This window comes from Leptolyngbya sp. ST-U4 (genome assembly GCF_039962215.1).
GTDB lineage: Bacteria > Cyanobacteriota > Cyanobacteriia > Elainellales > Elainellaceae > Leptolyngbya_A.
This window is the reverse complement of the sequence record NZ_JAMPKZ010000001.1, coordinates 657,873-679,817: the sequence shown is the minus strand read 5'-3', so window position 1 is coordinate 679,817 and position 21,945 is coordinate 657,873. Positions and strand designations below refer to the sequence as shown.

The 21,945-nt window shown below is 52.8% G+C and carries 16 protein-coding genes; 7 read left to right on the top strand and 9 right to left on the bottom strand.

Going from position 1 to position 21,945, the window contains the following annotated elements; all coding sequences use genetic code 11:
* Positions 1-33: 33 nt before the first annotated feature.
* Positions 34-1,116, top strand: coding sequence for a galactokinase (galK, locus tag NDA02_RS02985; protein WP_348247229.1), 1,083 nt, complete (start codon positions 34-36; stop codon positions 1,114-1,116).
* A gap of 130 nt (positions 1,117-1,246) precedes the next feature.
* Here the strand turns inward: galK and NDA02_RS02980 are convergent, their stop codons facing one another.
* Positions 1,247-2,092 (bottom strand): basic amino acid ABC transporter substrate-binding protein, encoded by an 846-nt coding sequence (locus NDA02_RS02980; RefSeq protein ID WP_348254378.1) that lies wholly within the window; start codon positions 2,090-2,092, stop codon positions 1,247-1,249.
* Positions 2,093-2,798: 706 nt separating this feature from the next.
* Positions 2,799-3,728 carry an allantoinase PuuE gene (gene puuE, locus NDA02_RS02975; RefSeq protein ID WP_190794389.1) on the bottom strand — a complete coding sequence of 310 codons (930 nt, stop codon included), beginning with the start codon at positions 3,726-3,728 and terminating at the stop codon, positions 2,799-2,801.
* A gap of 186 nt (positions 3,729-3,914) precedes the next feature.
* On the opposite strand from puuE, the gene NDA02_RS02970 reads away from it, so the two are divergent.
* Entirely contained in the window at positions 3,915-4,829 is a 915-nt protein-coding gene (locus NDA02_RS02970) for a hypothetical protein (protein WP_190794390.1), read from the top strand.
* Positions 4,830-5,077: 248 nt separating this feature from the next.
* Here the strand turns inward: NDA02_RS02970 and NDA02_RS02965 are convergent, their stop codons facing one another.
* Entirely contained in the window at positions 5,078-6,106 is a 1,029-nt protein-coding gene (locus NDA02_RS02965) for a glycosyltransferase (RefSeq protein WP_190794391.1), read from the bottom strand.
* Between the two features lie 357 nt (positions 6,107-6,463).
* A complete protein-coding gene (locus tag NDA02_RS02960; RefSeq protein WP_347277929.1) occupies positions 6,464-8,092 on the bottom strand; it encodes a radical SAM protein in 1,629 nt (542 codons plus the stop codon).
* Positions 8,093-8,443: 351 nt separating this feature from the next.
* Here NDA02_RS02960 and NDA02_RS02955 point away from each other — a divergent pair, with 351 nt between their 5' ends.
* A complete protein-coding gene (locus NDA02_RS02955) occupies positions 8,444-9,484 on the top strand; it encodes a tetratricopeptide repeat protein (RefSeq protein WP_190794393.1) in 1,041 nt (346 codons plus the stop codon).
* 23 nt (positions 9,485-9,507) lie between these two features.
* Here the strand turns inward: NDA02_RS02955 and NDA02_RS02950 are convergent, their stop codons facing one another.
* Positions 9,508-10,158: a YqiA/YcfP family alpha/beta fold hydrolase gene (locus NDA02_RS02950; RefSeq protein WP_190794394.1), complete on the bottom strand. Its 651-nt coding sequence runs from the start codon at positions 10,156-10,158 to the stop codon at positions 9,508-9,510.
* Between the two features lie 192 nt (positions 10,159-10,350).
* Between NDA02_RS02950 and NDA02_RS02945 the strand changes: the two genes are divergently transcribed.
* Entirely contained in the window at positions 10,351-11,253 is a 903-nt protein-coding gene (locus NDA02_RS02945; RefSeq protein WP_190791594.1) for an SDR family oxidoreductase, read from the top strand.
* Positions 11,254-11,411: 158 nt separating this feature from the next.
* Entirely contained in the window at positions 11,412-11,909 is a 498-nt protein-coding gene (locus tag NDA02_RS02940) for an ureidoglycolate lyase (protein ID WP_190791595.1), read from the top strand.
* Positions 11,910-11,931: 22 nt separating this feature from the next.
* Here the strand turns inward: NDA02_RS02940 and NDA02_RS02935 are convergent, their stop codons facing one another.
* Both NDA02_RS02935 and NDA02_RS02930 read right to left on the bottom strand, forming a co-directional pair.
* The gene (locus tag NDA02_RS02935; protein WP_190791596.1) at positions 11,932-12,297 is read right to left on the bottom strand and encodes a hypothetical protein; all 366 of its coding nucleotides are present in this window, start codon (positions 12,295-12,297) and stop codon (positions 11,932-11,934) included.
* Positions 12,298-12,961: 664 nt separating this feature from the next.
* The gene (locus NDA02_RS02930; RefSeq protein WP_242067290.1) at positions 12,962-13,942 is read right to left on the bottom strand and encodes a pentapeptide repeat-containing protein; all 981 of its coding nucleotides are present in this window, start codon (positions 13,940-13,942) and stop codon (positions 12,962-12,964) included.
* Between the two features lie 400 nt (positions 13,943-14,342).
* Between NDA02_RS02930 and ilvB the strand changes: the two genes are divergently transcribed.
* Positions 14,343-16,232, top strand: a complete 1,890-nt coding sequence (gene ilvB, locus NDA02_RS02925; protein WP_190791597.1) for a biosynthetic-type acetolactate synthase large subunit — start codon at positions 14,343-14,345, stop codon at positions 16,230-16,232.
* A gap of 154 nt (positions 16,233-16,386) precedes the next feature.
* Here ilvB and NDA02_RS02920 read toward each other — a convergent pair whose 3' ends face one another.
* On the bottom strand, positions 16,387-17,250 hold the full coding sequence (locus NDA02_RS02920) for a sugar ABC transporter permease (protein ID WP_190791598.1): 864 nt from the start codon (positions 17,248-17,250) through the stop codon (positions 16,387-16,389).
* 156 nt (positions 17,251-17,406) lie between these two features.
* Positions 17,407-18,468 carry a histidinol-phosphate transaminase gene (hisC, locus tag NDA02_RS02915; protein ID WP_190791599.1) on the bottom strand — a complete coding sequence of 354 codons (1,062 nt, stop codon included), beginning with the start codon at positions 18,466-18,468 and terminating at the stop codon, positions 17,407-17,409.
* A 516-nt stretch (positions 18,469-18,984) separates the two neighbouring features.
* On the opposite strand from hisC, the gene polA reads away from it, so the two are divergent.
* On the top strand, positions 18,985-21,945 hold the full coding sequence (gene polA / locus NDA02_RS02910) for a DNA polymerase I (RefSeq protein ID WP_348247243.1): 2,961 nt from the start codon (positions 18,985-18,987) through the stop codon (positions 21,943-21,945).

The window sequence follows — 21,945 nt, the reverse complement described above, 5'->3', positions numbered from 1 at the left end:
TATCCCCTCACCCATCCCCTCATCCACCCCTCCATGTCCGATTTCAAATCCATTTTCTCTACCCCTCTTGAAGTCGAAGCGGCTGCCCCCGGACGAGTCAACCTGCTGGGAGAGCATACTGACTATAACGATGGCTTTGTCCTGCCGACGGCAATCCCGCAGCAGACGATCGTGCAGTTAGGATACAGCGCAGACCAGGCGTTTCATTTTTATTCTCATGAGCTGAAAGAGCAGGTTGATTGGCAGCCTTCAGGCACGACGCCTGCTGAATTTGCTCGCTATCTGGTGGGTTGTATTCGATCGCTCGAAGAAACCGGAATCTCCGTGCCGCCGCTCAATGTGTTTGTTGCCTCGGATGTGCCGATCGGCTCTGGACTTTCTAGCAGTGCGGCTTTGGAAGTAGCGATGCTGCGCGGACTGCGATCGCTCCTGAATCTGAAACTCGATGACGTGCAAATTGCCCAGCTCGGCCAGCAAGCCGAAATTCACTATGCCGGGGTGCAATGCGGCATTATGGATCAAATGGCGTCCAGCCTTGCCGATCCGGTTCACATGCTGTTTCTGGATACGCGCAGCCTCGATCGCCAGATTCTCGATTTACCCGAAAACAGCGAAATCCTGGTAATCGATAGCGGCATTCCCCGAACGCTAGCAGGCAGCGGCTACAATCAGCGACGGGCAGAATGCGAAGCAGCGGCTAAACAGCTTGGTGTTAAAGCACTCCGCGATATTAGCGACCCCGCAACTGTAGAATCCTTACCAGAACCGCTGCGCCGTCGTGCCCGCCATGTGGTGACGGAAAACAATCGCGTTCTGGAAGCTAAACAGGGTGTTTCTGCCGATCGCTTTGGAGAACTGATGAATGCCTCTCACGCCAGTTTGCGGGATGACTACGAGGTGTCGGTTCCGGGACTGGATCAGCTTGTGGCAATCCTTCAGCAAACGCCAGGAGTTTTTGGTGCACGTCTGACTGGAGCCGGATTTGGCGGAGCCTGTGTTGCCCTGGTGCAGCCGGGACAGGCTGAGACGATCGCTCACCAAACCCTCGAAAAATACCAGCAGCAGGGATTTCAAGGAAAGATCCTGGTTCCTGAAAGCGATCGATCGATTCGGTAATGGAATGCAGGCGACTACGCAGATGTCTGTTCAACAGATAAGTTTAAGAGATTAAGTTCAACAGATAAACAGAGCTGTCTATCACCTTAGAGCACGGCTAGGACAGCTCTGGAAAAAGCTCGAGCCTCGCTTAGATAGGAGCAGCTTCGGGCAAGGTTGGCGGCTCGCTGCCGAACCACTTCTGGTAGATCTCGTTGTACTTACCGTTTGTAAGCAACGTGTTCAGTGCCGTATTTATCTTTTCTGCGTTAGGCGAGTTTTTGGGCAAAGCAATGCCGTAATACTCCTCAGTCAGCAGCGTACCTGCGACCTTGATACCGGGAATATTGCCGCTCTTGATCGCGTATAGGGTGACTGGCGCATCGTTGATCACTGCATCTACGTTTCCGTTTGCAAGTTCCTGAAGGGCAAGCGGAGCAGAGTCAAAGCTGCGAACCTGTGCGCCCTCAATCTTTTGTGCCTCCTGTGCGCCCGTTGTGCCGAGCTGAACTGCAATTTTCTTATTGCGAAGTGAATCAAGCGAAGTGACATCGCTGCTATCGTCTTGAACTGCGATCGCCAGCCCTGCCTTAAAGTAGGGACGCGAGAAAGAAATTGCCTGCGCCCGTTCTGCAGTAATGGTCATTGAGCTAATGGCAGCATCAATGGTTCCTGCTTGCAGTGCCGGAACTAGCCCGTCAAAAGGAAGGCTTTGAAACTCTACCTGAACGCCTGCTTCCTCGGCGACTGCATTCATCAGGTCGATCGAGAATCCTTCCAGGTTGCCATCGGTTCCCTGAGACTCAAATGGAGGAAAGGCTGGCTCCGTGCCAACGCGCAGGGTGGTTGCTGCTTCCCCTGTTCCGCCTGCTGGATTGCCCACCGTTGCCGTTGGTGATTCGCCGCCGCAAGCTGCAAAGGTCAGGGCACAAACCAAGCCTAAAATGCTCAGAGTAAGCTGTCGCAAAAAACGTGATCGCGTAATGCGTACTATCATCAAATTTTCTCCTAAACCCGAACTGATGAGAATGAAAAGAATTCAGGGAATTGAATGCCGGAACTATCGCTAAGTCAATTGTTTACCAAGCGATACATTCGATAAGAACAAAAGTGTATCGACTTTGTTGAAATTGGGCGACCAGCAATCGGGGGATTATTAAAAATATCAACCTTTTGGTAGAGCTTTAGTCTATCTTTGGTAATAGAAATTCGGCTGTTTGATCTTTATCCTGGTAACTGCATTCGATCGCTTTTAGTAGCTAATCATGCTGTTCTGAGCATTCAATTGTGCTGCTTATTCCGTACAGTACTCTCTACAGCTTTGACGAACCGAAAAATAAATTGCTGCTTTAGAAAAGGTTTGCAAACAGAATTTTTCGCTGCTTTTTGAGAGGAGAAAAATTTTGTAAACTGCTTACATTGTGTGTCAGAAGATGTGAGTTAGCAAGGTAGAGCGTCTACTGGCAGAAGCTTGGATAAAGCTTAAATAAAGTTTGATATTCTGCTTATTTTGGATGCAGTGTCACTTCAACTTCACTTCTTGTTTGCGCTTCGTGGGGAGAGAAGTGCTTGCCACCCTGCGACAGCGACCCGAAGCAGGCATGACGATGGTAATGATAACGCGAGGCAGGGCTCAGGTGCATGAGTTTTGCTAACGCCTGAGCCGCGCTTTCTATCCTGGTGATTTTTCCTAAGGCTGAATTCTAAAGCTGAGTCGGCGGATGGTGCTGATGCCAGTGACGCGCAATCTCGATGCGACGACAAATCCAGACGCGATCGTGCTTTTGCACATAGTCCAGGAATCTTGCCAGCGCAGCCGCCCGTCCGGGCCTACCGACCAATCGACAGTGAAGCCCAACGCTCATCATTTTGGGAGCAGTTTCGCCTTCAGCATAAAGGGTGTCAAAGGCATCGCGCAGGTAGGCAAAAAACTGATCGCCAGAATTAAAACCCTGATACGTCCCAAACCGCATATCGTTGGCATCCAACGTGTAGGGAATAACCAGATGCGATTTGCCGTAGTCATTGTTCCAGTAGGGCAAATCGTCGGCGTAGCTGTCTGCATCGTAGAGAAAACCGCCTTCTTCCACGACGAGTCGGCGTGTGTTGGGGCTGATGCGACCCGTGTACCAGCCGAGAGGACGACTGCCTGTGACGCGAGTATGAATCTCGATCGCCTTTTTGAGATGTTCTCGCTCGGTTTCCTCGCCAAAATACTGATAGTCGATCCAGCGATAGCCGTGGCTGGCAATTTCCCAGTCTGCTTCCAGCATTGCCGCAACCGCTTCGGGATTTCGCTCCAGTGCCATTGCCACTCCATAAACCGTGACCGGAAGCTGGCGATCGGTAAATAGCCGATGCAGCCGCCAAAAGCCCGCCCGACTGCCGTACTCATAGACCGACTCCATATTCAGATTGCGAACTCCCATCAGCGGTGTTGCGCCGATCGTTTCAGACAGAAAGGCTTCTGAAGCTGGATCGCCGTGCAAAATGCAGTTTTCGCCGCCTTCTTCGTAGTTGATCACAAACTGAACGGCAATTCGCGCCTGATTTTGCCATTGGGGATGGGGAGGAGTGCGCCCGTAACCCACCATATCTCTGGGATAGGAGTCGCTGGGATAAAAATTTTGCATATCGAGTCAGGCAATCCCTTGAGTGATGTCTTGAGCCGTTTACTGTTACGCCGATCCGAAGATACTTTGGCAGTCTTTCAACTGCAAGAGAACCAAATTTCCTCGTCATCAAAAAGCAATAATTCGACCCCCTGGGCAACGTGATAGACTTCCAGCAGATTTTCTGTGTTAGAGGAGTGTATTAAAATGCGCTTGACGAAAAAAACCTTCAGAAGAGCCGGGATTGTGCTTTCGCTTGCTGCCACCGGAGGACTCACTGCTCCAGTTGCCCAGGCAACAACGATCGAGCTAGGTAGCGTTACTCCAGCAGCGGTCAGCTCTGTTCCAGCCAGTGAAGCGACGATCGCTCAGACTTCTACTCCGGCTCCCACTCCGGTTCCTGCCCCAGCTCCGGCTCCTGCCCCGGCTCAAACTCCCGCTCCGGCTCAAACCCGCCCTGCCCCGGCTCCCGCTCCGGCTCAAACTCCCGCTCCGGCTCAAACTCGTCCGGCTCCCGCTCAGGCTCCGGCTCCAACCCCATCTCCGGCTCCAGTAGCCCCCGCAGCAGCTCCCCGTGCAGGCGAACCTCAGCTTTATGAGCGTGCCAGTTTCATTGGAGTTTGTCGATCGAGCGGTTCCCAACCGATCAATCTCTCTGCGGACGTGACCCGCAATACGTTTGTCAGAACAATTCAACCCTTTACCCGAATTACGCTCACAGGAGTTATTGCTTACAACAGTTCCGGAGGAGTACAGTATGTGCAGATTAGCGCACCCCAGCTTGGCTACGTGCCAACCTCAACTCTATTAACCGACTGTAATGCGGGTCCGTCTCCCAGCCCCACCCCGACTCCCACCGGACGTTCCTACCGGGTTGTACCGTCTACAGGTTTGGCTGCCCGCACATCTCCAGGCGGAGAATTTCAGACGATAAACGGTCAAATAGATGGTCCAGCAGGGGGTTCAACCGTTACAGATGTCGCCCCACCTCGCCAGCAGAACTTTAACACTCGCTCTTGGCGGCTAGTGCGCTACACCAGCATTAACGGCTCGCCCCGCGAAGGCTGGGTAACAGAAACCGGGGCAAACTTCCAGGGACAGAACCTCCTTCCGTTGCCTTAACCAGCGCATCTGGTAAAAGTCGATTAAAAGTCGATCGGGAGTTTGGCTGGATTTCCTCAGGCAGTTCCTAAAACAAGGGCAAGTTTGCTTGCTGCGGTTAGGAAACGCCTCAGAATTTTGGCAGGGCGATCACGCCGAGGAGATGTTGAATGTCGGATTTATGAGATCCATCTTCACGAATGCTCAGTCTGCCAAGGAACCAGAACGCCTCCGATCGACCGCTCCTATTCACCTATCTACCGACCTCTTTACACCTCTGCCTGATACTTCGCCACCTGTGGGGCAGCCTTGTACTCAATCAGCGTTGCCTGTTTCCCCTGCCACCGTTGCAGCCAGTACTTGAATTGCCCGATCGCCTGAGGAAACTTGGACAGCACACAGAACCTGCTATAGATTCGCGCTGCCGCGGGTTGATCTCCAAAATTGCGCCGATAGCGATAAATGCGCCACATCTGGTAGGGGTAGCCCAGCAGCAGCATGAGACTAAAGCCCTGCGTGATAGGAACAAGCCCGATCGCCAGACTCGGCACAATTGCGCCCCAGAGCCAGCCACTACGGCATTCTTTGACTCGGAACTTTTCTGGTGAGCGACCGTGCATGGCTGCCCCCGCTGCTGCCGCCCAGCCTCCCCGCACCGATCGCTTCCACCACTGGCTAAAGCGGGTCATCGCCGCATCGTGCAGCGTCATCTTCACATCAATCCGCCAGATTTTCCATCCCTTTTGCCGCAGCCGCATACACATATCCGGCTCTTCTCCGGCAATCAGGCTTTCGTTATAGCCATTCACTTCTCGAATTGCACTGGCTCGCGCCAGAATATCGCCGCCGCATTCAGTTGCTTCCCCGACGGGTGTATTCCACTCCAGATCTGCCAGCAGGTTATAAATCGAAGCTTCTGGATATCGCTCTATCCGCCGTCCTGTGACGATCGCGAGCTGCGGATTGCTATCGAGAAAAGAAACGGCTTGCTCGATCCAGCCTTCGATCAGTTCGCAGTCACCGTCAATAAACTGCACGTACTGAATCTCAGGACAGTGCTCGATCAAATAGCGAAATCCAGCATTGCGCCCGCGTGCCATCGTGAAGGGAATCGTCATATCCAGTTCGACCACCTGCACGCCCAGAGCTTGAGCGGCTGCTACACTGCCGTCTGTAGAACCTGAGTCAACATAGACGATCGGCGTGCCTGCGGGAAGTTGGGCAATCAAGGAATTGAGACAGCGTATCAGCCGTTCTCCCTCATTACGACCGATCGCCACAACGCCAATACTGTTCATGTGCGCCTGATCCTGCTGCATTTAAGCGGAAAATTCCACTGAAATTGTAAGCATCTCTACTGAAAATTCGTGATGTGATCGATCCGGACTCGTCGAGTCTTTACGGAGTGGCGCGGGTTGATTAAGATTCGCTGAGGGTCAGGGAATCTCTATCGATCGGCTCATGCATGGAAGTAGAAGGCAGAAAAGGGAAGTCAGGAGTTTGAAGGTGGTTTGAGCAGTGGCAAAACTCCAAACACCTGCTCAGGAACTGATAGGTACTAATAACCAATGGGTACCAATAACCCGAATTGAAGAGTCAGGGGTGGTTTCAGGGGGTCAATACAGACTTTCAAACATCCTTTTCAATCTTTTCAATTAAGCAGGCTGAAGGAAGGGTAAACCTGCTGCCTCGATCGCGCTTTCTCGGTGCTTGATTAGCGTTGCCAGCGGAAGCGGACCCTGAAGATGCTGCCAGGGAAGGATCTGCTCAGTTGACCAATCTGCATGAACGTAGAAACTCAAGTCGGGCAACTGTCCTTTCATTTCCTTAAACACCCGTCGGTAGCTGCCCAGAGAATCACCATAGTGCCGCACTCGCTCCAGCAAGCCCGATAGCCGCCGATCGCCTCTTGAAATCAGAGCTTGAATTACTGACCAGTTATAGCTTTCAGGACGAAAATCAATCCCGTGAGGACGAAGCTGTTTTTGCAGCAGTTTGAGCCGCTTTTCTGCATCGGGATTTACCCCATGCCACTGAAACGGCGTGTGCGACTTGGGCACAAAGGTACTGCATCCCAGGGTGAGCCGCAATCCGGGCGTGGATTTTTGCAGGGTTCGCATCAGGGAAACGGTCTGCTCCAGGTCTTCGGGTTCCTCCGTGGGAATGCCGACCATGCCGTAAAGCTTCATTGCGCTCAGTCCTCCAGCTTTGGCGTTTTGCGCCGCCTGAAGAATCTCGTCGGTTTCTAGCTTTTTGTTGATCACGCGTCGAATACGATCGCTGCCGCTTTCGACGGCAATGGTGATCGAGCGCGTATCGTGCTTCACCAGGGCTTGTGCCAATTTGGGTGTCACCGTATTCGTACGCACCGAGGAAATGCTGACCCGTACCGAATCATACTGAGGCTGATCCAGGTGGTTTAACAACGCTTCAAATTCGGGGTGCTGTGTGACTGAGGCTCCCAGTAAGCCCAGACGATCGGTGACTTGTAGCCCACGATCGATCGCCGGAATCAGAGATTCTTCCAGATTTGCCGTTCGGAAGGGCAGGGTTAAATAGCTGGCAAGGCAGAAGCGGCACATCTCCGGGCAACTCCGCACCACTTCCACCATGTAGATATTTTCCCAGGCGGCTTTCTCAGTAACGATCGTTGAGGCAGACAGTGTATTGCCCCGATAAGTCTGCTTCTGGACGATTGACGGAATATCAGCGGCAATTGGCTCGATCGCTTGAATCAGTCCATCTGGAGACTCATAGGTGACGTGATACAGGCTAGGAACGTAAATTCCCGGAACCTGCGCCAAATGACGTAACTGGGTAGCGCGATCGGCAGTACGGACTTGCTGATAGGCATCGATAAACGCCTCTAGCAACAGCTCTCCATCGCCCAGCAGCACCACATCAAAAAAGTCAGCAAAGGGTTCTGGGTTCGCAGTTAGCACGGGTCCGCCGCCAAAAATCAGCGGATCGGCATCGGTGCGATCGGCAGCGCGAATCGGAACTTGCAGCGACTCCAGCAGCCCTAGAATATTCACATAATCTAGCTCCCAGGATACTGAGAATCCTAGCAGTTCTGGGTCAGTGGGCAGGGGTTCGTGCAGGTCGGTAAATAGCCGCGCCACTGCCAGATCAGAACGCGCTGCCAGTGTTGCCCAGACCACCTGATAGCCCAGGCTGGTGATACCAACACTATATTCGTTTGGAAAAGCAAAAATGAGCGGAATCGCATCCAGGGCAGGAGCCGCAGGCGTAAACAGGAGCCGTTCAGCAGCAAAAACAGTCACAGGTTGATTTGACAATGGGGCATTAGTTCCTTTCAGCCTAGCATTTCAGCCGAGTCGATCGCTTTCATCCGTATTTATGCTTAGCCCAATTCCTCCGCTTCATGAAAGAGGACGGGAAATTCAGAACATCCACCGTGGGTTTTTTGAGGTCTTCTTATTTAGATCAAAGATAGTTGTGAGTTGTGCAAGATCATCCTTTCAAGCCGTTCTGCTGACAGGATCTCTGCTAAACCCTCTTGCGGACAATCTTCTGTTCCCTGGCTCTGTTTTAGTCTTTGCTGCATCTACGAGCGACAGGTTGTTTATTTCGGCAGTGAATCTGCTATCTCTTGAGCGTGAAGGGCAATTTCAATGAAACCATTTGATGAGCAGCACGGGACTTACGTTCCCTTATCCGAACGGGTTTTAAACGTTCAGTCAACATTTGCCCAATCGCTTGACTCGTGTAAAACCGGAGCCGACTGCCTGCTTGAAAAAGGCATCGAGCAATACCAGCTTCGCGAGTTTCAGCCAGCCCTCAAAACCTTCCAGCAAGCTCTGGGGATGTATCGTGCTCTTCAAGATCTCCAGGGAGAAGGGCGCGTATTGGGAGGCATGGGCTTGACCTATTACGGACTCAGCAACTATCCAGAGGCGATCGCCTGTTCCCACCAGAGCTTAGCCATTGCTCGCCAGATCGAAGACCGCCCGACGGAGCGGCAAGCACTTGCAAGCCTCGGAAACGCTTACCGCCACCTGGAAGACTATAGCAGAGCGATTTTCTACAAGCATCAAAGCCTGGATGTCGCGAAAGAAATCGGCGATCGGCGCGGCGAAATGGCAGCCCTGAACAATCTCGGTATGGCATACAAAGCGGCGGGGGACTATGCTCGCGCCATCGACTCCTACGAGCAGGGCTTAGCGATCGCCCGCGAGCTTCAGGATTTGCAGGTCGAAGGACAGGTACTCCGCAACATGGGCAATGCCCACCATGCCGTTGGCAACTTTGTGGAAACCGTCATTTGCTACGAGCATTTACTCACGATCGCCCGCCAGCTTCCCAATCGCCATACCGAAGCGCAAATTCTTCGCAATCTTGCCAGTGCCTGCTACCGCATGGGCGATGCTCTCAAAGCGATTGCTTATCATCATCAGCGGCTTGCGATCGCCCGCAGCCTGAGCGATTTAGATCTCGAAGAGCAAACCCTTGATAGTCTTGCCATTATTCATGACAGCCTGGGACATCATCGCCTCGCGATCGAGTTTTATGAGCAGCGCATCACCGTTTTAGGAGTGCTGAAAAATAGCCGCCAGCAGCAGCAGGCCATTCTCAGCTTGAAAGCCGCCTGTCAGGCGATCGGGGATTATGAAAAAGCAAACCGCTATCCTAACGCTACCCTTCTAGCTCCTTAGCGACGGTTCAAACCCGTGACGGCTCAAACACTCGCTGAGGGCAACTGGCAAAATCCACAGATTGCCTTCCAGATCTCGTCGGTCACATTGCCCAGGCCATGGTCGCTGTCCAGTTCGATCAGCCGCACTTTCGATCGCCTTTTGGCATAGTCTCGGCTTGCCTGAATCGAAATCACGTCGTCCTGGGTTCCGTGCAGGAGCAGAGTGGGAACCGATCGCTGAAGCTGAGCATCGTCATACTGTTTGAGATCGGCAACAAACGAATACGTTAGGGGCAGCATTTTTTGTTCGGCATGGTGGTAGACCCCGAGGAAATTCTGCGCCTGCCACTGCTGCACGGTAGACTCGCCTAGTTGGGGAAGCCACTGCGCCAAAAACTGAAACGCTGGAGCCAGCAAAATTAACCGCTCAATCTGCGGATGTCGCTCGGCAAGCCAGACAGCCGTAAGTCCACCAAAGCTGGAACCAATGATTGTGACGGGCTGATCGATCGGCAAAAGGGCGGCAACCTGCTCAAGCTGGCGGCTCAGGGTAAGCTGGGCAAAGTCAGGCTGATTCAGGTCAGGTGTGATCAGCGCAATGCCAAATGCCTGAAATCGATCGCGCAAATCCTGAGCCTTTGCCGATCGGGGACTGGATGCAAAACCATGCAAGTAAATAAAGGGACTGCTCACGCGATCGTTTCTTCCTGGTTGTTTTGCTGATTGTGATTTTGCGAATCGTTATTTTGCTTATGACGATGGGCTTATATCAGTTGAAAGACGGTTTTTAAAGCTTCAGCGGCTATAGTCAATTAATCTCATTTTTGATTCCTTTTGTTTCATTTTTGATTTCTGCCTTTTATTTCTTTATTTATCATCCCTACCATGACTTCTCCTCTCGCCCAACAAGTTGTCCTGATTACTGGTGCGTCGGCTGGCATTGGTGCAGCTCTGGCGATCGTCCTGGCAGAGAGACATCCGGGAATTCGTCTGGCGATCGCAGCTCGCAGTAAAGACAAGCTGGAGGAAGTTGCCGATCGTGGTCGAGCTGCAGGCGCAGAAGTGCTAACCGTTCCAACCGACATTCAGGTAACCGAGCAAGTCACTGCATTAGCCGAAACGGTACTGGCTCACTATGGACGAGTGGATGCGCTGGTCAACAATGCCGGATATGGACAAATGGGACCGAGCGAGCTAATTCCGGCAGCAGCAGCCAAGCGACAGTTTGAGGTCAATGTTCTCGGTCCTCTGGCACTGACCCGAACGCTGATTCCCACGATGCGCGAGCAGGGCGGCGGCAGAATTGTGAATATCAGCTCCCTTGGCGGACGCATTACCTTTCCCTTTGGTGGGCTCTATAGCGCATCAAAATTTGCTCTGGAGGCATTGAGCGACGCGCTGCGAATGGAACTGGAGCCGTTTAATATTCAGGTCAGCGTAGTTGAGCCTGGACCCGTTCGCACTGAGTTTTTTGGCGTGATTAATCAGGGCGTGCTGGAAACGATCGCTAACCCGCTCGACACCCCCTACCGTGCGGCTTTTCAGAAACTCGAACAGCTCGATCAGCAGGTCGATCGTCGTGCCTGGACTTCCGAACAGGTTGCCGAAGTAATTATTCGTGCGCTGACCGATCGCCAGCCCCAGCCCCGCTACATTGCCGCTACGGGCGGTCACTTTCTGGTGAACCTGATGACTAAGGTGCTGTCTACGAAGCAGGTCGATCGCTTCTGGCAGCGGTTTTATGGCATCGACCAAGTGGCGAGGGACTGGCAGAATCGGAGTCGGTAGGGGTGCGAACCACTTTTCTTTACAGGACAATTTATAGGACGATTTCCAGGTCGCTTGCCCCTGGGGAAACTGCAAAGCGATCGAGCTTTGAAATTTTGCTGAGATTGGCGTACTGTGAAAATTATGCTGTCGTAGCCTGTTAAAGCAGTGCCTGAGCCATGTCTTCATCGGTTTCCCTGGAATCTCTGATTGCTCAACCTATTACTGCCGAAGCATTTCGACCCTATGGTCAGGTAATTTTTGCCAGCCAGGACGGAAACGCGTACGACGCAGCAGATGCTCAGCTTCAGCTCGATCGGGGAATTCCTCGGTTTTACATTATGCGGCTACAGCAGCGGGGACGAAAGTTTTCTCGCATTACCCGCCACCAACAATGTACCCAATGCCTTGGCTCGCTCGAAGGTAAACCCTGGCTGATTGCGGTCGCGTCACCAGGTTCAGCCACCTGCCCCTTGCCGGAAGCGATCGCTGCCTTTCACATTCCGGGAAACTGCTTTATCAAGCTGAACGTGGGAACCTGGCACGCCGGCCCCTATTTCGACCCAGAGTGGATTGATTTTTACAATCTGGAACTCAGCGACACCAACCTTGTGGATCACGATACCTGCGACCTTAAAGCCGCCTACGGGCTGGAGTTCCTGATTGCTAATTCCTGATTTGCTTAAAAGGCTACAAAGGCTAAAGGGAATGGTTCATCGCGCCAACGAGCTTTCCCAATCCGGCGCGTGAAGGTTTGACCTCCAGGTAATACCGCAGGCTATACCCAACGCTGACGCCATTAACTTCCACGTCCGCTGCTCCGCTCACACCCATTGCTACCCGAACCAGGCGGATGAGAAGCCACTGATTGACGATCGCGCCCAGAATGACGACAACTGCGCCCCGCTGCGTGACCCGAAGCCCCTGAATTTCGTCCAATTCAAAGTGTTGCTTCAGGGTAGCGGTGACTCGCTTTGCTAAACCGTGGTAGTCGTACTCGCCACTGATTCCAATCCGTTCAGGCGGAATGGTGCTGAACAGCAGATTTGAGGTAGGTTGACCCATGGAAATCTTGTCACGCTCCACAATGTCCATCCCTGATTCAAAAGGGACAAGAGTTGACAGAAAATGCCGCCAAATACTGCCGCTTTCGCGATTGGCGATTACACCCTAATAAAATCCATTCATGCACCCTGCCCTGCCATTCACCGATCGCTCACACCTGTCAATAAGTCGCTGGTGCAATCAGACAAGGGATAGCTTCCAGAGTAGCGGGAGTAGTTCTGCTCGCTAGGGCTTTACCCCAAACTCTTGGCTTACCTCGCGGTGAATGCAAACCACCGACCTAAAACCTGGACCGTAAACTTTTGATGAGACAAGTTTCAAATATAGTTAAATTACCATAAAGTTCCTGCAAACGCATTACTAAATATTGCAGCTTCGCAAAGATTTAGAGTCAGGCAAGCAAACACTCCGAACCAGAGAACCAAAGCTAAAGAACGGCTGCAATTGCCTGCGGACTTCGGAGAAACTGCCTTTCATCCTGGCTTCAAAGCCCCCTAAAGCCAATCAGCCTCAGTGACCTAACGGCCGTGTAGAGCCAGGACTGCTGACGCAAATGTTCTTGCGTCTCTTGTGCATCTCTTGTTAAGTGCGCCTCTTAAATAAATAAATGCGCTCTTGAATAAGGGTGTCTCTTAAATAATCCGGGTTTCTAAATTTTGCAGTATCAGGAACGAACCGTGCCATCTGGCATTGTTGCGCCCTGAAGCCGGGTTCCGGTGAGCTTTACCATCAGGCGATCGGAGACGGCGATTTTAGCTCCTCGCAAATTTGCCCCGCTCAAGTCTGCCCCGCTGAGGTCTGCCCCGATCAAGTTCGCGCCTTCCAGGTTGGCGTTAGTCAAGTCTGCCTCTAGCAGGTTTGCCCGAAACAAATTTGCGCCGCTGAGGTTTGCGCCTGACAGGTTAATCCGGTGCAGAAACGCATCGCTGAGATTTGCGCCGCTGAGATTTGCCCGGCTCAAATTGCGCCCAGCCAGATCCTTTTCTTTCAGATCTGCCCCGCTCAAATCGGTTCCGCTCAGGTCCGGAGACTGGGAACGCGGCTGCGATCGAGGCGGTGACTGATAGCTTGATGAGGGTGGGGGCGGTGTCGCAGGACGAGACGGCTGATAGGAGCGATAGGACTGCGGATTAGGCGGATAGCCGCTCGGACGATAGGTTTGCTGATGAGATTGCTGATGCGGCGACTGATGCGACTGTGGCGGCTGATGGGATTGCGGCGGCTGATGCGACTGTGGATTCGATCGGTGTGACTGAGAATCCGATCGGGCTGAACTTGAACTATTGCTTGCTGCCGGATTGGCATGAGGACGGGGCGGCGGCTGGTAGTAATAGTAGCGAGGTGGAGCCGACTGGGCAGAAGGCTTGGGCGGAGAAGGGGGGCGAGCAGGCGAGGACTTGGGCTGGGCTTTGTCGTTCTGTCGCTCATTCTGCCGTTGGGAACGCAGCAAATCCCGCGCCTGGTTAATTTCTTTAATTTTCTCCTGTGCCTTTTCCTGGAGTCGAGGATTGTCTTTGGGAATGCGATCGGGATGCCAAATGAAGACCAGATCTCGATAAGCCTGGTTCACCTCTTCTAGAGACGCGCCAGGCTCCAATTCAAGAACTCTATAGTAGCGATCCAGGTCACCCATTCCTTTCAACATCACTCTTACTGGTTTAGCGGCTGCGCTGTTTTGTCTTCGACAAGCTGCGCTGTTTTGTCTTCGACAAAGGGACGCTCTGATAAAGTTACGCTCGGACGGTGACCCTCACGCTCCAAAGAGTCACTCTCTGCCAGTGTATCGACTCTAGCGATTGAATGGATTTATCAAGGAGTAAATCTTCTTATCCAGTCTAGAGCCATGTCCTTGCTTGCGTTATCAAATCCTGACCGATTACCCAGCGACCGATCTGCGGCAGAGGCCTGTAGGCTTGACAATTCCTGCAATTGCGCCAATCTAGCATAAATTTATTCTGCTGCTGGAGCCTCGACAGGAATCCCCTTTCGGAATTAGACTAAATTAATTATTCCTAATTGCAACAGCAGATACAGAATTCATCTTTATGGGTAAAGTTCTCCCTGTACCCTCTCAAGCCGCCACGATCGCTCAAACGATCCGTTCCGCCGCTCAAACCAAGCCTATTGAAGCCACTGGAGCCTTTGCGCTGATTGACAGCCTCAGACGACAAGGCGTGAGCCACATTTTCGGTTATCCCGGTGGGGCGATTCTGCCAATTTATGACGAGCTATATCGGGCAGAAACTGCCGGACATGTGCAGCATATTCTGGTTCGTCACGAGCAGGGGGCTGCTCACGCGGCAGATGGCTATGCCCGCGCCACAGGCAAAGTCGGCGTTTGTTTTGCGACATCGGGACCGGGAGCAACGAACCTAGTGACTGGGATCGCGACTGCTCAAATGGATTCGATTCCACTGGTGGTTATCACGGGGCAGGTTCCGCTGAGCGCGATCGGGACAGATGCGTTTCAGGAAACCGATATCTACGGAATTACGCTGCCGATCGTCAAGCATTCCTATGTGGTGCGCGATCCGGCAGATATGGGGCGCATTATCGCTGAAGCTTTTCACATTGCCAGTACGGGTCGTCCGGGTCCGGTGCTGGTGGATGTGCCGAAAGATGTGGCACTCATGAAGTTCGACTATGTTCCGATTGATCCGAGCGATGTGAGGCTGCCGGGCTATCGTCCGACGGTGAAGGGCAACCCGCGCCAAGTCAATCAAGCATTAAGGCTAATTCGGGAAGCGCGTCGTCCGCTGTTGTATGTCGGGGGTGGGGCAATCGCCTCTGGTGCCCACGGAGAAATCAAGGAACTGGCAGAACGCTACAGCATCCCAGTTACCACAACGCTGATGGGCATTGGCGCATTTGACGAGCATCACCCGCTCTCAGTGGGAATGCTGGGAATGCACGGCACTGCCTACGCAAACTTTGCCGTGACAGAGTGTGATCTGCTGATTGCGGTAGGGGCACGGTTTGACGATCGCGTTACGGGCAAGCTCGATGAATTTGCCTCCCGGGCGAAAGTGATCCACATTGACATTGACCCAGCAGAGGTGGGCAAAAACCGCATTCCTGATGTGCCGATCGTGGGCGATGTGCGAACGGTTTTGCTTGACCTGCTTCAGCGCGGCAGCGAAGACGGCACTCCGGCAAACTCGAATCAAACCCAGGAATGGCTACACCGAATCGATCGCTGGCGGCAGGACTATCCGCTGATCGTGCCTTCCTACCCAGAGGCAATCTCGCCCCAGGAAGTGATCGCTGAAGTCGGGCGGCAGGCTCCTGATGCTTACTACACCACCGACGTGGGGCAGCATCAAATGTGGGCGGCTCAGTTTCTCAAGAACGGTCCACGCCGCTGGATTTCGAGTGCAGGTTTGGGCACGATGGGCTTTGGAATGCCGGCGGCAATGGGGGCGAAAGTAGCACTGCCCAACGAGCAGGTCATTTGCATCAGCGGCGATGCTAGCTTCCAGATGAATTGTCAGGAACTGGGAACACTGGCGCAGTTTGGCATTGCCGTGAAAACGGTGATCATCAACAACGGCTGGCAGGGCATGGTGCGGCAGTGGCAGGAAGCCTTTTACGGCGAGCGGTACTCTTCGTCGGATATGCAGCCGGGAATGCCCGATTTCGTCAAGCTGGCAGAAGCCTTTGGCGTGAAAGGCATGATCATTCGCGATCGATCTGAGCTAGAGGATGGAATTGCCGCGATGCTGGCATATCCGGGGCCGGTACTGCTCGATGTGCGAGTCAAGCGCGACGAAAACTGCTACCCGATGGTGGCTCCGGGCAAGAGCAATGCTCAGATGGTAGGTTTACCCAAGCCTGCCCCCTCTGAACAGCAAGCTGAGCCAACGCTCTGTGTCAACTGCGGTACGAAGAATCTGCCCGATAGCAAATTCTGCCCGGAGTGCGGCACAAAGATTTAGGCTAAAGGGCACATTACGGTGCTGCGTCGCCTCCTAAATCTCCCAATCTTGGGAAACTTTGAAAGTCCAAAAGAAGGTAAAATTTAGGGCTTTTCAAACATCTGATCCCCGATTTCTTACAGGAGTCGGGGGTCTTTGTTTTATCAGTCAGTGATTACTCGCTCGCCTGCGAGCCACGTACCTGAAAATAAACTAGCCCCAGCGTCACCAGCAGTAACCCGATCGTGATTGCGGCGGCGTAGCCAAAATCAAACTGAGCAAATGCTTGCTCGTACAAATAAAACACCAGCAGATTTGTGGAATTAAGTGGACCGCCACCGGTCATGATGTAGGGCTGCTCGAAGCTGCGGAGCGTAAAAATCACGGTGGTGGTGGCAGCAAAAATCAGGGTCGATCGCAGTCCGGGCAGGGTGATATACCAGAACTGCTGCCAGTCGTTTGCGCCATCCAGCTCGGCGGCTTCGTAGCGACTCTGAGGAATGTTTTGCAGCCCTGCCAGAAATACCACCAGATTAAAGCCAATCTGCTTCCAAACGCTTAGGAGAATCAGCACGGGCATTGCCCAAACCGGACTGCTCAGCCAGGGTACGGCATTGATGCCAAACCAGCCCAGAAAGTGATTCACTGCTCCATCGGTCTGAAATAGCCAGCGAAATCCCAATCCAACTGCGGCGATCGACGTTACCGAGGGAATGAAATAAGCCGTTCGCAGCGCATCCCGCAAACCTATAGGCATCAGGCGATTGAGCAGCACTGCCAGTCCTAAAGGAAGCACCAGGCTGGGAATGACAGTGGCGATCGTAAAGTAAACCGTGTTGCCGACGATCTGCCAGAAATCAGAATCAGTGATCAGCCTTGCGTAGTTCTGCACTCCAACCCAGTGAACCCCTGCCCGCGTGAAGCTGCCCGTCGTAAAGCTGAGATAGACCAGATAGGCGATCGGATATAGGACAAAAATACCGAGCAGCAGCAGGGCAGGAGCCAAAAACAGCCAGGGGATAATTTGCTCATTCCGCATGAGCCACCGGAACTTGGGAAGGGGTGGGAGGAGTGTTCGAGCGATTGCATTGCTCCCTAAATCCCGCCGAATTGAGGAACTTTAAGGAGAGGAACTTTGAGGATTGGAGAAGGCTCCGTTTCATATCATGAGGCTCCCTGAATTCCTGAATTCTTGCTATTTCAGTAGACTAATCAGGGCTTCAATGAGCGTTTGGTTTTGCTCGTCGGTTCCGATCGTGATCCTCAGTTTGTCTTCCAATCCGGGCTGCTTAAAGTAGCGCACCAGAATGCCTCGCGCCTTGAGTGCCAGATAAAGCTGTTCGGCGTTGGTTTGCGGTGAAGTGGGCGGCGTTGCCAGGACAAAGTTTGCCTGGGAGTCCAGCACGGTGAAGCCGAGATGCTTTAAGTCGGTTGTGAGCTGAGCGCGAGAAGCTTTTACCTTTTCGGCACAGGCATTTTTGTAAGCCTGATCGCGCATTGCGGCAGCTCCGACGATCGTGGCAATGGCATCAATGTTGTAGCTGTCTTTAATTTTGAAGAGTCCTTTTAAAAGCGACGGTTGGGCAATGCCAAATCCCATTCGCAATCCTGCCAACGAGTAGCCCTTCGATAGGGTACGGAGAACCAATACATTGTCAAACTCCGACACAAGCGGCAGCGCAGAAGATTCTGCAAAATCCACATACGCCTCATCCACGACCAGCACCCCAGAAACCTGCTGAGCTAGCTTCCGCAAATCATCCAGCGGCACAGTATGACCCGACGGACTATTGGGCGACGCGATAAACGTGATGGCTCCCTTTGCTTCTGCTAAAGCCTCGATCGGCAGCGAAAAGTCTTCAGGATAGGGAACTTCGACCACTGCCGCAGGCTGCATTGCCGCCAAAGTTTGATAGAGCACATAGGTGGGCATTGGGTAAATGACTTTGCGATCGCCCCCCTCGGCACAGGCACGAATCAGCACGTTCAAAATCTCGTCACTGCCGTTGCCCACAATCACCCAGTCTGGCGGCACACTCAGAGCTTCACTCACTGCCCGACAAAACTCTTTCGCAAACGGATCAGGATAGCGGCGCAGCCATTCACCGTCGAGTTGACGCAGAGCCTCGATCGCCTGAGGAGAAGGGGGATAGGGGTTTTCATTGGTGTTGAGTTTAATAATGGGCGTACCGGGTTTGGGTTGTTCACCGGGAATGTAGCCCGTCATCTGGTCAACGGCAGTGCGAAAGTAGCTCATGGTCTGTTCGGCAGTAGAGGAAATGGGGAATAGGGAAGGCGATCGCAAAACTTTTATTGTAAAGCACACCAGGTTTGAGTAGAAATTAGCGCGTATCGCTGGTTCTGATTTACCCAAGTTTGACGTTTATGCGATCGGTCAGGCACAAAGCGGTGATTGGTTGAGTGTCTCAACAACTGTGATTGGGACATAGGACTCAGATCCTGAGGGAATCAGGTAATTGTCCAATCACCCTTCAATACCCTGAAATCCCTGACCAGTTTCGCTATTCTGAATACAGAACATTTGTATTATTGGCGTAGGACTGATCTCACCTGATCGCCTCCTGCAAAACTTGAGACTTTCGATACTGGGCAAACGCGATCGAACTCACCAAAGTAAAATCTAGGCAGCATTAAGAAGCCTCGAAAAAAGAAAAACTTCGTCCACCCTGACTCAATCTGATAAACTCACGATCGCCCTTCTGTCCTTCTCACTCCCTGCTTCCCTGCTCCCCACATCCGACCCGCCCTCATCATGTCTTCTGCCACCTCCCAGCCCAAAATTATTCTGATTGACGGACATTCCCTCGCGTTTCGCGCCTATTTTGCCCATGCCAAAGGGCGAGATGGTGGCTTGCGAACTTCGACCGGAATTCCGACCAGCGTGTCCTACGGCTTTCTGAAAGCTCTGATGGATACGATCGAGGCAGAAAAGCCAGATCACATTGCAGTTGCCTTTGACCTGGGCGATCCGACCTTTCGGCATGAGGCAGACGAAACCTATAAGGCAGGCAGACCAGACACGCCCGAAGATTTTATTCCTGATATGCACAATCTGCGGGAACTGTTGACGGCAATGAATCTGCCGATCGTCACTGCACCGGGCTACGAAGCAGATGATGTGATTGGGACGCTGGCGCGACGGGCGGCTTCAGAAGGGTGGCGGGTGAAGATTTTGTCGGGCGATCGCGATTTATTTCAGTTGGTTGACCCCGCTCAGTCGGTGACGGTGCTGTATCTGAGTACCACGTTTGGCAAAGGTACGCCACCGCCAAAGGAATTTGGGGTGGATCAGGTGAAGGATAAGATGGGGATTTTGCCCTCGCAGATTGTGGACTTTAAGGCACTCTGCGGCGATCCTTCAGACAACATTCCAGGCGTGAAGGGCATTGGTGAAAAGACGGCTGCCAGTTTGCTAGGTACCTATGGTTCGCTCGATCGCATTTATGCCTCGCTAGACGAGATTAAAGGCGCAACGAAAAAGAAATTAGAAGAAGGCAGAGATGCCGCGCTGCACTCGCAGTATATGGCGCAGATTCACCTGGACGTGCCGCTCGATGTCTCGCTGGAAGATTTCAAGCTGCACGGGTTTGAGCCAGAGGCGATCGTCCCCATATTGGAAAAGCTGGAGTTCCGTCAATTTCTCGGCAATCTAAATAAGATTCAGCGACTTCTCAACGATCCAACTGCGGAGAATACTGATCCCGCCAATCGCCATTCTGCTGATCCAGAAATTGCAAACGCCAGGCTTGCTCCCGGCAAAGGTAACTCTAGCCTGTTTGATGCACCCGAAACTGATGATATGTGGTTCTTTAGCGCAGAAGAAACCGCTGAAAGCCAGCAAATGAAATCGGCGATCGTGCAACCGCACATCATCGATACCCCAGAAAAATTAAAATCGCTGGTCGATCGCCTCCAACAATTCACCAATCCAAATCAGTTCGTTGCTTGGGACACGGAAACAACCGCAATCGATCCGCTGGATTCCGAGCTGGTCGGGATTGGCTGCTGCTGGGGCGAAAAGGCGGACGATGTTGCCTACATTCCGCTGGGGCATCGATCGGGAGGAAATCTCGACCAAAAATTGGCTCTAGAGTCGCTGCGATCGATTTTGGAAAATACAGACTATCCCAAGGTGCTTCAGAACACGAAGTACGATCGCCTTGTGCTGCGAAAACAGGGCATCGAGCTTCGAGGCGTGGTGTTTGACACGATGCTAGCAAGCTATGTAATTAACCCGGAGCAGAGCCATAAACTGAGCGACCTGGGGATTCGCTACTTGAGCTTGACGTCTCTGGGATACGAGGATTTAGTTCCAAAGGGCAAGAACATTGCTGATTTAGAAGTAGAGCCAGTTGCAGACTATTGCGGCACAGACGCTTACATCACTTATCAACTTGTGTCTAAACTGCGCGCCGAACTGCACGACTACCCCGAACTCGATCGCCTATTACGCGAAGTAGAAGTGCCGCTCGAACCCGTGCTGGCAGACATGGAATGGACAGGTATTCGCATCGATACGGACTATCTAAAACAGTTTTCCGAAAAGCTCGAAACCGACCTGGCAGCGATCGAACTGCGTGCCTATGAAGCGGCAGGACAAAAGTTTAGCCTCGGTTCACCCAAGCAGCTCAGCGATCTGCTGTTTAATGGGCTGGGACTCGATCGCAAAAAGTCGCGCAAAACTAAAACGGGCTACTCTACCGACGCTGCTACGCTGGAAAAACTTCAGGGCGATCACCCCGTTGTCGATGCCATGATCGAACACCGGACTTTAACGAAGCTGAAGTCTACCTACGTGGATTCGCTGCCGACGCTGGTGCATCCCAGTACGGGCAGGGTGCACACCGATTTTAATCAGGCAGTTACCACCACCGGACGACTTTCTTCTTCCAATCCCAACCTGCAAAACATCCCCATTCGCACTGCCTTTAGCCGCCAAATTCGCGCCGCCTTTATTCCCGAACCGAACTGGCTGATGGTTGCTGCTGACTATTCCCAGATCGAACTGCGAATTCTGGCACACCTGAGCCGCGAACCCGTGCTGCTAGAGACGTATCAAAACGATCGCGACGTTCACACTCTGACAGCCCAGCTTCTATTCGAGAAAGATGACATCACCCCCGAAGAACGACGGCTGGCAAAGGTGATCAACTTCGGCGTGATCTACGGCATGGGTGCCTCACGATTTGCGCGAGAATCCGGTTTCTCGACCAGCGATGCGCGGGTGTTTATCGATCGCTTTAACCAGCGGTATCCCAAAGTGTTTGCCTATTTGCAGCAAATGCAGCAGGAGGCGATCGGGCGAGGCTACGTCACCACGATCAAGGGTCGTCGCCGCTACTTCAACTTCGGCAGCGATAGCCTGAAGCGATTAAAAGGCAAAGATCCGGCAAAGATCGACCTGGAGCAAATCCGGCTGCGCGATCAGTACGATGCTCAGCTGATGCGGGCGGCTGCGAATGCCCCAATTCAAGGATCGAGTGCAGACATTATCAAAATCGCAATGGTCAAGCTGCACGACTTGCTGCGTGGCTATCAAGACAAAGCACACCTGCTGCTGCAAGTTCACGACGAACTGGTGTTTGAAATTCACCCCGATACCTGGGAAGAACTTCAGCCTCAGATTAAAGACACGATGGAATCCGCGGTGCAGCTCGATGTGCCGTTGCGCGTTGAAGTAAAAGCAGGAAAAAACTGGATGGATGCAAAATAA